Here is a 12,961-nt window from a genome sequence, read left to right as displayed (position 1 = left end):
GGGTTCAGCATGCTGAACCCCTTGTTCCATAACGATGGAAGACCTGTTTTGAATACCGATTTCGCACACTATTACCAACGGATCCGCAGCAAGCAAAAGCGCGAAGCGCTGCTGTGGTCGCTCGGGCTGGTGGTGCTGTACCTGGGCGCCGGCAACCTCGCCGAGTTCAACCTGCACACCGTCTGGGTGTCTATTCCGCACTTCTTCGACTATCTGGCCGAAACCGTGCCGACGCTGCACTGGCACCTGCTGTTCGCCGACGGGCGCACCGAAGGCTCGCTGGCCTATTGGGGCTATCGCCTGAACATCCAGTTGCCGCTGATCTGGGAGACCCTGCAGCTGGCGCTGGCGGCGACCATTTTTTCGGTGCTGGTGGCGACCGTGCTGGCGTTCCTGGCGGCCGGCAACACCTATACTCCGGCCTCGGTGCGGCTGGCGATCCGCACGCTGGTGGCGTTTCTGCGCACCATGCCGGAGCTGGCGTGGGCGGTGATGTTCGTGATGGCGTTCGGCATCGGCGCCATTCCCGGCTTCCTGGCGCTGGCGCTGCACACCATCGGCAGCCTGACCAAGCTGTTCTACGAATCGATCGAAACCGCCTCCAACAAACCGGTGCGCGGGCTGGCGGCCTGCGGCGCCACGCCGCTGCAGCGCATGCGCTTTGGCCTGTGGCCGCAGGTGAAGCCGGTGTTTCTCTCCTACAGCTTCATGCGGCTGGAGATCAACTTTCGCCAGTCGACCATTTTGGGGCTGGTGGGGGCGGGCGGCATCGGCCAGGAGCTGATGACCAACATTAAACTCGACCGCTACGATCAGGTCAGCATGACGCTGCTGCTGATCATCGTGGTGGTTTCCGTGCTCGACTATGTGTCGGGCGAGCTGCGCAAGCGCGTGGTGGAGGGGGCAAAATGACAGCGGGCACTCCGGCGTCGGCGGAAACGCTGCGCCAGCTAAAACAGCAGCATCCGGCGATCTTCGCGCAGCAGGGGCGTTACCTGCGCACCGTCGGCCTGATCGCCTTGGCGATCGTGCTGTACTACGTGTTCTTCTTCCTGGTCTTCGGCATTAGCTGGCCGCAGTTTATCAACGGCTGCCAGCAGCTGGGGCGCTATTTCCTGCGCATGTTCGTCTGGCATGACTTCGCCAACTGGCCGTTCATGTACTACTTCCAGCAGATTGGCATCACCATCGCCATCGTGTTCGCCGGCACCATCACCGCGTCGCTGATCGCGCTGCCGCTGTCGTTCTTCGCCGCGCGCAACGTGATGTCGACGCCGTTGCTGCGGCCAATTTCGGTGCTGGTGCGCCGCTTGCTGGACGTGCTGCGCGGCATCGATATGGCGATCTGGGGGCTGATCTTCGTGCGCGCCGTCGGCATGGGGCCGCTGGCCGGGGTGTTGGCTATCGTGATGCAGGATGTCGGGCTGCTGGGCAAACTGTACGCCGAAGGGCACGAGGCGGTGGACAAGTCCCCGAGCCGCGGCCTGACGGCGGTGGGCGCCAACGGGTTGCAGAAGCACCGCTACGGCATCTTCACCCAGTCGTTCCCCACCTTCCTGGCGCTCAGCCTGTACCAGATCGAATCCAACACCCGCTCTGCGGCGGTGCTGGGTTTCGTCGGTGCCGGCGGCATCGGCCTGGTGTACGCGGAGAACATGCGGCTGTGGAACTGGGACGTGGTGATGTTCATCACCCTGATCCTGGTGGTGGTGGTGATGATCATGGACAAGGTCTCGTCGCTGCTGCGCAACAAGTACATCATCGGCGAAGACATCCCGCTGTATCAGCAAAAAAGCCAAATCGATTGAGAAACCCCTTGCCGATCCCTATACTGCCGCACATTCAAGGTGTGCGGCCATACCCGTTATACTTGGAGCTGCCTCTTTGTTGGCTGCATTTGCGCGCCCCGGTCACATAGTTAACTATGCTCCGGGGGCTTACAAATTTGCCGCCGCGATGCAACTCCAATTATTTTGGGTATGGGGCATTTTTTTACAATGCGCACGTCCCCGTTAGACAAATAAGGCAATGCAATCCCATGATGAACAACGACGTGCTGCGCAGCGTGCGCTATATGCTGAGCATTAACAACGCCAAAATGGTCGAGATTATCAAACTGGACGATTTCGAGGTGGCGGTGTCGGCGATGGACGCTTACGTGATCAAAGAAGGCGAGCCGGGCTACGAGAAGTGCCCGGACGAAGTGATGGCGCACTTCCTCAACGGCCTGGTGTTCTTCAAACGCGGCAAGGACGACAAGTTCCCGGCGCCGGCGGTTGAGCTGCCAATCACCAACAACCTGGTGCTGAAAAAGCTGCGCGTGGCGTTCGAGCTGAAAGACACCGACATGCACCAGATTTTCACCGCGGTGGATTTCCGCATCTCCAAGCCGGAGCTGAGCGCGCTGTTCCGCAAAGAGGGCACCAAGAACTACCGCCCGTGCGGCGATCAGATGCTGCGCTACTTCCTCAAAGGGCTGGCGCAGCGCGTTCGCGGCGAGTAACGCGCAGCGTTCATCGAACATCAGGCGCAATCGCAAGGTTGCGCCTTTTTTATTATCTTTCTCCCGCCCGCCGTTGTTGTACTGGCCCTCAGCCATCCGTCATCGATGGAGGGCGTGCCGCCTATCCGGTTACTTTTTCATGGTCAATTCAATCACCCAAACCATGAGGAAAGCAGGATGCCAACCATCACGAAAACCCAATCACTTTACACGTTGACCCGGCCTGTCTGGCTGGATGCGGCAGGCATGAGCAAAGGCATCGATCACGATCGCCAGCACCTGGGCATCATTCTCGCCGCCGGGCAGGTGCTGCGAGTGCGCCAGACCAACGCGGCGTTTACCGGCAAGCTCACGCTGCGCTTGCTGAATGACGACAGCAAAACGGAGGCGGAATGCAGCGTTGGCGCGAGCTGGGTCGAGGCCCAGGTCAATGCCGTCTCGGTGCCGTTCATCGATACGCCGTATGGGCAGGGCGAGCCGGTGCTGGAGTTCGAGTACCCGGACACGGCGAAAGCGCTGCCGGTTTATCGCCGTGGCGAAAACGAAGCCGCGTTCTTTGCCCGCTGGGACGATCGGGACGCCGAGTTTGCCCTGGTCGATGCGGAGTACGCAGTGTTGCTGGTGCCGAAAATCAGTAAACCGGCGCTGAAGTCGCTGGGCGACGCGAAAAACATCGACGGGCTGATCGCCTACTACGATCGCATTTTCACTTTCTACAATGCGCTGACCGGCGTCTCGTTCGAGGCTGAACACGAATCCGATCGCAATATTCGCAACCGCTACTTTATGAAGGCCGATAAGCATGGCGCCGGCGCCGCGTATTACGGCGGCCGCTGGACGGCGGAAACCAGCAACTCGGTCAGCAGCTTCTGGCTGACGCCGAAAGACAGCAACTGGGGCAGCCTGCATGAGATCGCGCACGGCTATCAGGGGCACTTTATGGGCGACAAATATTTCTCCACCGGTGAGATGTGGAACAATATTTATGCCGCTTGCTATCAGGACGTGATGCTGGGGGAACGCAAATACCAGGAGGGGTGGCTGTATAACTACGGCAACGCGGCCGGCGTCGAGAAGAAAATCATCGATCTGATCGCTCAGGGCACGCCGCTCAACCAGTGGGATCTGCGCTCCAAGCTGTTCTTCGCGATGCTGATGGTCGACAAGGCAGGCAAGAACGCCTTCACGCACTTTAATCAGCAATATCGTCAAAGCTGCAACACGCCGGGCTTCGTGCCGTCGGAACATGCCTTGCTGGATCTGCTGTCGGCAAGCTTCGCCGCGGCCGGTGAGCAGATCGACGTGACGCCGTTCGTCGAGCTGACCGGCGGCGTGATCACCCAAGCGCAGCGCGATCGCAACGCGTTCAGCCACGCCAAGGCGGTGTATCCGCTGTATCAACTGGTGGACGCGCAGAGTCTGCCGGCGGTGCAGGCGCAGCTGAAACTGGATTCCTCGCTGCGGCTGGTCGATTCCTGCCAGCTCAAGGCCAGCGGGCTGAAAGGCGACGTCACCCTGAGTCTGGATATCGATGACTTTGCGCAGATCTACGGTGAAGACCTGATCCTGATGGAAGGGGCGCGCTATGCCCACAAAGTCCGTATCGACACGCCGACCTTGGCGCTGACCGCGCTGCCGGTCGGCGTGTATACCTTGCGGTTGCCGACCGGTAAAGATCGTAAATATCGGCCGACGGCGGAATACCTGACGGTGAAACAGGGGAAAAACGCGGTGACGCTTCGCTTTGAGCGCAAAGCCGCTTCGCCGATCGTTTCTCAGGAGATCAATCTGTTGGGCCTGAGCGATGCGGTCTTTGCCACCGTGGTCGTCGATCGCGCCAAAGGAGCGGTGGTGGTTGACGTGACCAGCACCACGCCGCACGCCTACTTCCCGGGTGAAACCTATGCACGGGTGACGCTGCGCGATCGGCAGGGCGCGGTGCGCTTCAGCAAGGAGATTCAGGGCACTCAGGCTACCTTAAGTCATGACGAGCTGCCGTTTGCCGAGGGCGATGACATCGAGATTTACCATGTGGAGCCGAGTCGGGTGCGCCTGAATCCGGCGGCGACCGGGGTTATCGATAATAAAAACAAAACCAACGTGCTGCGTATCGAAAAAAGCGGGCTGAAAAACCCGGCGCTGTCCGGCGATCCTGAACAAGCGCTGCTGGCGCGCCTGGAACAGGCGGCGCAGCGTTTGCGCCATCTGCTGCCGGCTTACTATGCGCCATCATCGTCGTTCAAAGATGATATTTATCTGGCGATCGGCGCCTTTGCCGAGCCGCAGCGCGAGTCACTGTTGGCGACCTATCGGGATTGCCTGCCGGCCGACAATACGCCGCCGGGTGCCAACGTCGGCAATGCGTTTACCGTGGCTGCCAAAGGGATCGGCGATCGCCAGTTCCTGACCGGCGCCATCGATCTGGTGAAGAAAACCGTTACTGTCACGCTGGCGGCGGGGATTGCTCACCACTACTTTGCCGACAGCTACGCCTTCCTCAGCGTGACGGATGCGGACGGCAATGTCTTGCTCAGTTACGACGTCATCGGCAGCCAGAATCAACCGGCCAAAACCTGGGTGTTGCCGCTGTCGGGTTACGGCGGTGAAGTGATTCAACTGCGGCATGAAGAGCCGGACAACCGCTTGGCGATCGTCAACGAAATGCAGCACCTGCGGCTGACGGAGAAGGGCAAGCAACAGACCTACTGCATTACGCCGGTCGGTTTGAAACGCATCAACGACTGATCCCCATCGGCCTGCGGGGCGGCGAGTGTCGCCGCCCCGGTTTTTCCTCTGCGTCATCCCGCCATTGCACTCTTTTTGTTCTTCCGCTGCGCACCGCTGGTGCAGCCCGTTTGCCGCCGCTGTCATAAGTTTTAATTATAATTTATTGAAATCATGAGATTAAAAATTGGCACGACGGTTGCTCTGTTGGATCCCATCTTGTGTACCAGATGGAATTCAGCCGATGAGCGAACCTGTTGAAGCGTGCGGTTTTACCCTCAGTGAATGGCAGCACCATTATCAAACCCGTCCGGCGGGCGAGCGCCTTGCCTGCGTCAGTGCGACGATCGAAACGCTGGTCGCCGGCCTGAACCCGGACGATAACGCCTGGCTGTATCTCGCCACGTCGGCGCAGCGCGAGCAGCAGTATCGGCAGCTGGCGCAGAGGCTCGAAGCGGTCGCCGGCGATCTCAGCCGCCTGCCGCTGTTCGGCGTGCCCTTTGCCATCAAAGACAATATCGACGTCGGCGGCTGGCCGACCAGCGCCGCCTGCCCGGCGTTCACCTATCAGGCCGCGGCGGACGCCACCGTGGTCGCCCACCTGCGCGCCGCCGGGGCGATCGCCCTCGGTAAAACCAACCTCGACCAGTTCGCTACCGGGTTGGTGGGCACCCGCTCACCTTATGGCGCGGTGGTCAACAGCTTCGACAGCCGCTACGTCAGCGGCGGTTCCAGTTCCGGCTCCGCTTCGGTGGTGGCGCGCGGCCTGGTGCCGTTCGCGCTGGGCACCGATACCGCCGGTTCGGGGCGCGTGCCCGCCGGGTTCAACAACATCGTCGGGCTGAAGCCGACCAAAGGGCGGTTGTCCAATCGCGGCGTGGTGCCGGCCTGCCGGTTGAACGACACCGTTTCGATCTTCGCGCTGACGGTGGCCGATGCCGCGCAGGTGGCGGAGCTGGCGAGCGGCTTTGACGCGGCAGATCCGTATTCCCGCGCCGATCCGCATACCGCGCCGGCGGATATCCCCGCCGCGCCGCGTTTCGCCGTTCCCGCCCAGCTGGAGTTTTTCGGCGACGTGCAGGCCGAGCGGGCGTTTCACCGAGCGCTGGCGCAGCTGCAGGCGGGCGGCGCCACGCTGGAACCCCTCGATTTCGCGCCGTTTCGCACTCTGGCGGAACAGCTGTATTACGGCCCCTGGGTAGCGGAGCGCACGGTAGCCATTGAGCAGGTGCTGGAAGCGAACCCGCAGGCTATCGATCCGGTGGTGCGCGGCATCGTTGGTAACGGCCTCGGCTACAGCGCCTGCGACGCCTACAAGGCGGAATACCTGCGCGCCGAGCTGGCGCGGCAGATCGCCCAGCGGCTGGCGCCGTTCGACGCGCTGGTGGTGCCGACCGCGCCCACTATCCGCACCCTGGCGGAGATGGCGCAGGAACCGGTGCTGTTCAATTCGCAGTTCGGCACTTACACCAATTTCACCAACCTGGCCGATCTGAGCGCGCTGGCGCTGCCGGGACCGCTGCGCGAAGACGGTCTGCCGGCGGGCATCACCCTGATTGCGCCCGCCTGGCATGACCGGGCGCTGGCGGCGTTTGGCCTGCGCTGGCAACGGCAAAGCGCCTTGCCGCTCGGCGCTATCGGCCGGGCATTGCCGCCGCAGCCGGCGCCGGCCCCGTCTTCGGGACACGTGCGTCTGGCGGTAGTAGGCGCTCACCTTAGCGGCATGCCGCTCAACGCCCAGCTGACGCAGCGCGACGCGGTGTGGGTAGAGCAAACCGTCACCGCCCCCTGTTATCGCCTCTACGCGCTGGCCGATACCGATCCGCCGAAGCCGGGGCTGGCGCGCGCGGCGCAGGGGGCGGCGATCCGCGTAGAGCTGTGGGACATCCCGCTGGCCCGTTTCGGCGAGTTTGTGGCGGAAATCCCGGCGCCATTGGGCATCGGCACGCTGCTGCTGGCGGACGGCCGGCGGGTGAAGGGGTTTATCTGCGAAGCCTGGGCGCTGGAAGGCGCCACGGATATCACTGAGTTTGGCGGCTGGCGCGACTATCTCGCCAGCGTTAAGGGGGCATGAACATGTTTACTACCGTACTGATCGCTAACCGCGGCGAAATTGCCTGCCGCGCCATTCGCACCCTGAAACGCCTGGGCGTCACCAGCGTGGCGGTCTATTCCGACGCCGACCGCAATGCGCCGCACGTCACCGAGGCCGACAGGGCGGTGGCGCTCGGCGGCGACAAGGCCGCCGACAGTTACCTGCGCATCGACAAGATCCTCGCGGCCGCGGCGGCCACCGGCGCGCAGGCGATCTACCCCGGATACGGCTTTTTGTCCGAGAGCGCCGAGTTTGCCGACGCCTGCGAGGCGGCGGGCATTGCCTTTATCGGCCCGACGGCGGCGCAGATGCGCGAGTTCGGCCTCAAGCACCGGGCGCGCGAGCTGGCGGCGTTGGCCGGGGTGCCGATGACGCCGGGTACCGGCTTGCTGGAGAGCGTTGAGCAGGCGGTCGCCGCCGCCGCGCGCATCGGCTACCCGGTGATGCTGAAAAGCACCGCCGGCGGTGGCGGCATCGGCCTGACGCGCTGTGACGACGAGGCGGCGCTGCGCGACGCCTACGACAGCGTCAAACGGCTGGGGGAGCAGTTCTTCCGCGACGCCGGCGCCTTTATCGAACGCTTCGTCGATCGGGCGCGCCACGTCGAGGTGCAGATTTTCGGCGATGGCCAGGGGCAGGTGGCGGCGCTCGGCGAGCGCGACTGTTCACTGCAGCGCCGCAACCAAAAGGTGGTGGAGGAAACCCCGGCGCCGCATCTGCCGGCGGCGACCCGCCAGGCGCTGCATCGGGCGGCGGTGGCGCTGGGCGAGTCGGTGAATTACCGCAGCGCCGGCACGGTGGAGTTCATTTACGACGCCGCGCGCGACGAGTTTTATTTCCTGGAAGTGAACACCCGCTTACAGGTAGAGCACCCGGTTACCGAGATGGTCACCGGCCTGGATCTGATCGCATGCATGCTGCAGGTGGCGGCGGGTGACGCGCTGGATTGGGCGGCGTTGCGCCGCGCACCGCAGGGCGCGGCGATCGAGGTGCGCCTCTATGCCGAAGATCCGCTGAAAAACTTCCAGCCCAGCCCCGGCGTGCTGACCGAGGTGCATTTCCCTGACGACGTGCGCCTCGACGGCTGGGTGGCGACCGGCAGCGAAGTTTCGGCGTTTTACGACCCGATGATCGCCAAGCTGATCGTGCACGGCGCCGATCGGGCGCAGGCGCTGGAAAAACTGCGCGTGGCGCTGGCGGCGACCCGTTTGCACGGCATCGCCACCAACCTCGACTATCTGCGGCAGGTGATCGCCACGCCGCAATTTCAGCGCGGCGACGTCTGGACGCGCCTGCTGGACGATTTGCGTTTCCAGCCGCACTGCCTCGAAGTGCTGCAACCCGGCACCTACAGCAGCGTGCAGGATTATCCCGGCCGCCTCGGCTATTGGGACATCGGCGTGCCGCCGTCCGGCCCGATGGACGACTTCGCGTTTCGGCTGGCCAACCGCATCGTCGGCAACCATCCGGCGGCGGCCGGGCTGGAGTTTACCCTGCAGGGGCCGACGCTGCGCTTTCACTGCGACGCCACCATCGCGCTGACGGGCGCCAGCTGCCCGGCCGATCTGGACGGCGAGGCGGTTGCGTATTGGCGGCCGATTACGGTGCGGGCAGGGCAGGTGCTGACGCTGGGGCGCGCTACGCACGGCTGCCGTACCTATCTGGCGGTGCGTAACGGCTTCGACGTGCCGGTATATCTCGGCAGCCGCTCTACCTTCGCGCTCGGGCAGTTCGGCGGCCACGCCGGGCGCACCTTGCGCGTGGCGGACATGCTGGCGATCGCCCAACCGGCGCTGGCGGCCAGCACCACGCCGGCGCCGATCGCCGCGCCGCAGGCGATGGACGACAGCCTGATCCCGCACTACGGCGATCAATGGCACATCGGCGTGCTGTACGGGCCGCACGGCGCGCCGGACTTTTTCACCGCCGAATCGATAGAGGCCTTCTTCGCCACCGACTGGCAGGTGCATTACAACTCCAACCGCCTCGGCGTGCGCCTGGCGGGGCCGAAGCCCGAGTGGGCGCGGGAGGACGGCGGCGAAGCCGGTTTGCACCCTTCCAACGTGCACGACTGCGAGTACGCCATCGGCGCGATCAACTTCACCGGCGACTTCCCGGTGATCCTGACCCGCGATGGGCCGAGCCTCGGCGGCTTCGTCTGCCCGGTGACCATTGCCAAGGCCGAACTGTGGAAAGTGGGGCAGGTGAAGCCGGGCGACCGCATCCGTTTCCATCCGATCGGCTTCCGGCAGGCGCAGTCGCTGGAGCAGGCGCAGCTCGGCAGCATCGAAGCGCTGGCGGCGGTGAAGGCCATCACCCTGCCGCCGCCGGATCTGGCCCCGGCGGAGACCGTTTCCGCCGCGGTGCTGGCAGCGCTGCCGGCGGCGGAGGGGCGCCCGGCGGTGGCGTATCGCCAGGCGGGGGACGGCTACATCCTGATGGAGTACGGCGACAACGTGCTCGATCTGGCGCTGCGCCTGCGCATTCATCTGCTGATGCAGTCGCTGCGTGAGGAGGCGATACCGGGCGTGGCGGAGCTGTCTCCGGGCGTGCGTTCGCTGCAGATCCGCTACGACAGCCGGCAGATTAGCCAGGCCGACCTGCTGCAGCGCCTGCTGGCGCGCGAACGGGCGCTGGGGGACGTCAGCCGCCTGAAGGTGCCGACGCGCACCGTGTGGCTGCCGATGGCGTTCGAGGATTCGGCCACGCTGGGGGCGGTGGATCGCTATCAGCAGACGGTGCGCGCCTCGGCGCCCTGGCTGCCGAACAACGTCGATTTCATTCAGCGCATCAACGGCCTGAGCCGACGCGAGCAGGTGCGCGACATTCTGTTCGACGCCAGCTACCTGATCCTCGGGCTGGGGGACGTGTACCTCGGCGCGCCCTGCGCGGTGCCGCTCGATCCGCGCCATCGCCTGCTGAGCTCCAAATACAACCCGGCGCGCACCCATACCGCCGAAGGGACGGTCGGCATCGGCGGCATGTACATGTGCATCTACGGCATGGACTCGCCGGGCGGTTACCAGCTGGTGGGGCGCACGCTGCCGATCTGGAACAAATTCCTCAAAAACCCGCAGTTCACCGCCGGTGAGCCCTGGCTGCTGCGCTTTTTCGATCAGGTGCGCTTCTACCCGGTCAGCGAGCAAGAGTTGGACGAGCAGCGCGAAGCGTTCCGCGAAGGGCGCATGCAGGTGCGCATCGACGAGAGCGAGTTCGACTTCGCCGCCTACACCCGTTTCCTGGCCGACAACGCCGGGGCGATCGCCGACTTCCAGCATCGCCAGCAGCAGGCGTTCAGCGCCGAAGTGGCGCGCTGGCGCAGCGATGACGACGAGGCCGAGGCGCAGCTGTTGCCGCCGGAGGAAGAAGACGCCATCGACGGCGATCTGGTCAGCGCCGATCTGAACGGCAGCGTGTGGAAGATCTTGGTGGAACCGGGGCAGGCGGTGGCGGCCGGGCAGCCGCTGATCGTGGTCGAGGCGATGAAAATGGAGCTGGCGGTCACCGCGCCGCGCGCCGGGATCGTTAAGCGCATCAGCTGCCGGCAGGGGCGGCCGGTCGGGCCGGGCGACGCCCTGCTGTGGCTGGAAAAGGCGGTCTGAACGGAGAAGCGATGATGCAAATCACCAACGGAGAGCACAAGGCGCGCCCGGAGGGGCTGGCGGAGCGCATTTATCTGCAGCTCAAGGCCGACATTTTCGAGTTTCGCCTGCTGCCGGGCGATCGCTTCAGCGAAAGCGAGGTGGCGCAGCGCATGGCGGCCAGCCGCACGCCGGTGCGCCAGGCGCTGTTTCGGCTGGAGCGCGAAGGCTATGTCGAGGTGCTGTTTCGCAGCGGCTGGCAGGTGCGGCCGTTCGATTTCGCCTACTTCGAAGAGCTGTACGACCTGCGCATCGTGCTGGAACAAGAGGCGGTGAAACGGCTGTGCGAACGCCCGGCCGGGGAAACGCCAGGTGCGCTGGCGGCGCTGAGCCGTTTTTGGGCCGAAGCGCCGCGCCTGGCGGACGGCAAGGCGGTGTCGCAGCACGATGAGCAGTTTCATCAGGCGTTAGTGGCCGCGGCGGGCAACGGCGAAATGGCGCGCATTCACCGCGAACTGACCGAAAAAATCCGCATCATTCGCCGGCTGGATTTCACCCAGCAGGCGCGGGTGGACGCCACCTACCGCGAACACGCCGCCATTTTGCAGGCGATCCTGCAGCGGCAAAGCGGGGCGGCGCAAACGCTGCTCGGCGAGCATATCGCCGTCAGCAAGGCAGAGGTACGAAAAATAACGCTGCACATGTTGCACCAGGCGCGGGCTCAGCAGCCTGTGCGCTCGGCGTAACGATTTTGATTTCACACACATCAGGAGTTTGAACTATGCAACGTCGTCGTTTTATCAAAGCTTTTGCGCTGTCCGCCGCCGCGATCGGCCTGGGCCTGGCCTGGAGCGCGCAGGCCGCCGACACCATCAAGGTCGGTATTCTGAGTTCGCTCTCCGGCACCATGGCGATTTCCGAGACGCCGCTGAAGGATGTGGCGCTGATGACCATCGACGAGATCAACGCCAAAGGCGGGGTGCTCGGCAAAAAGCTGGAGCCGGTGGTGGTGGATCCGGCCTCCAATTGGCCGCTGTTCGCCGAAAAGGCGCGCCAGCTGCTGAGCCAGGACAAAGTGGCGGCGGTGTTCGGCTGCTGGACTTCGGTGTCGCGCAAGTCGGTGCTGCCGGTGTTTGAGGAGCTGAACGGACTGCTGTTCTATCCGGTGCAATACGAAGGTGAAGAGATGTCGCCAAATGTGTTCTACACCGGTGCGGCGCCGAACCAGCAGGCGATCCCGGCGGTGGAATACCTGCTGAGCGAGGACGGCGGCGGCGCCAAGCGCTTCTTCCTGTTGGGCACCGATTACGTCTATCCGCGCACCACCAACAAGATCCTACGCGCCTTCCTGCACAGCAAAGGCGTGCAGGACAAGGATATCGAAGAGGTCTATACGCCGTTCGGCTACAGCGATTACCAGACCATCGTCGCCAACATCAAGAAGTTCGCCGCCGGCGGCAACACCGCGGTGATCTCCACCATCAACGGCGATTCCAACGTGCCGTTCTACAAAGAACTCGCCAACCAGGGCGTCAAGGCCACCGACGTGCCGGTGATCGCCTTCTCGGTCGGCGAGGAAGAGCTGCGCGGCATCGACACCAAACCGCTGGTGGGCAACCTGGCGGCCTGGAACTACTTCGAATCGCTGGATAACCCGACCAACAAACAGTTTGTCAGCCAGTGGAAAGCCTACGCCAAGGCGCACAACCTGCCGAATTACGCCACTGCGGTGACCAACGATCCGATGGAAGCCACTTACGTCGGCCTGCACATGTGGGCGCAGGCGGTGGAAAAGGCCGGCACCACCGACGTCGATAAGGTGCGCGCGGCGATGGCCGGGCAAACCTTCGCCGCGCCGTCGGGCTTCACGCTGACCATGGACAAGACCAACCACCACCTGCACAAGCCGGTGATGATCGGCGAGATCGAGGGCAACGGCCAGTTCAACGTGGTGTGGCAGACCGAGGCGCCGGTGCGCGCGCAGCCGTGGAGTCCGTATATCGCCGGCAACGACAAAAAGCCGGATTACCCGGTGAAAGGCGGCAAGTAACGTCACTC

The 12,961-nt window shown here is 63.9% G+C and carries 8 protein-coding genes; all 8 read left to right on the top strand.

The window, feature by feature from the left end:
* Positions 1–48 precede the first annotated feature (48 nt).
* Entirely contained in the window at positions 49–912 is an 864-nt protein-coding gene (phnE, locus tag ACMGF9_RS16715) for a phosphonate ABC transporter, permease protein PhnE (protein WP_021503954.1), read from the top strand.
* Positions 909–1,808, top strand: a complete 900-nt coding sequence (gene phnE, locus ACMGF9_RS16710; protein ID WP_033633798.1) for a phosphonate ABC transporter, permease protein PhnE — start codon at positions 909–911, stop codon at positions 1,806–1,808. Before phnE (ACMGF9_RS16715) ends, phnE (ACMGF9_RS16710) begins: the two co-directional genes overlap by 4 nt.
* 230 nt (positions 1,809–2,038) lie before the next feature.
* Complete coding sequence (locus ACMGF9_RS16705; RefSeq protein ID WP_004939471.1) at positions 2,039–2,503, top strand: DUF1456 family protein; 465 nt, start codon at positions 2,039–2,041, stop codon at positions 2,501–2,503.
* A 177-nt stretch (positions 2,504–2,680) separates the two neighbouring features.
* Positions 2,681–5,248: a putative mucin/carbohydrate-binding domain-containing protein gene (locus ACMGF9_RS16700; RefSeq protein ID WP_193152041.1), complete on the top strand. Its 2,568-nt coding sequence runs from the start codon at positions 2,681–2,683 to the stop codon at positions 5,246–5,248.
* Positions 5,249–5,471: 223 nt separating this feature from the next.
* The gene (gene atzF, locus ACMGF9_RS16695; RefSeq protein WP_118892317.1) at positions 5,472–7,301 is read left to right on the top strand and encodes an allophanate hydrolase; all 1,830 of its coding nucleotides are present in this window, start codon (positions 5,472–5,474) and stop codon (positions 7,299–7,301) included.
* 2 nt (positions 7,302–7,303) lie between these two features.
* The gene (gene uca, locus ACMGF9_RS16690; protein ID WP_312425448.1) at positions 7,304–10,924 is read left to right on the top strand and encodes an urea carboxylase; all 3,621 of its coding nucleotides are present in this window, start codon (positions 7,304–7,306) and stop codon (positions 10,922–10,924) included.
* Positions 10,925–10,938: 14 nt separating this feature from the next.
* Positions 10,939–11,649: a GntR family transcriptional regulator gene (locus ACMGF9_RS16685; RefSeq protein ID WP_031299707.1), complete on the top strand. Its 711-nt coding sequence runs from the start codon at positions 10,939–10,941 to the stop codon at positions 11,647–11,649.
* A 35-nt stretch (positions 11,650–11,684) separates the two neighbouring features.
* Entirely contained in the window at positions 11,685–12,953 is a 1,269-nt protein-coding gene (gene urtA / locus ACMGF9_RS16680; RefSeq protein WP_099982638.1) for an urea ABC transporter substrate-binding protein, read from the top strand.
* The last annotated feature ends 8 nt before the right edge of the window (positions 12,954–12,961 follow it).

Origin of the sequence: Serratia sp. BNK-23, assembly GCF_047456145.1 — a bacterium.
GTDB classification, from domain to species: domain Bacteria; phylum Pseudomonadota; class Gammaproteobacteria; order Enterobacterales; family Enterobacteriaceae; genus Serratia; species Serratia nematodiphila.
The sequence above is the reverse complement of the archived record's forward strand: the minus strand, read 5'-3'. Positions and strand labels throughout refer to the sequence as shown.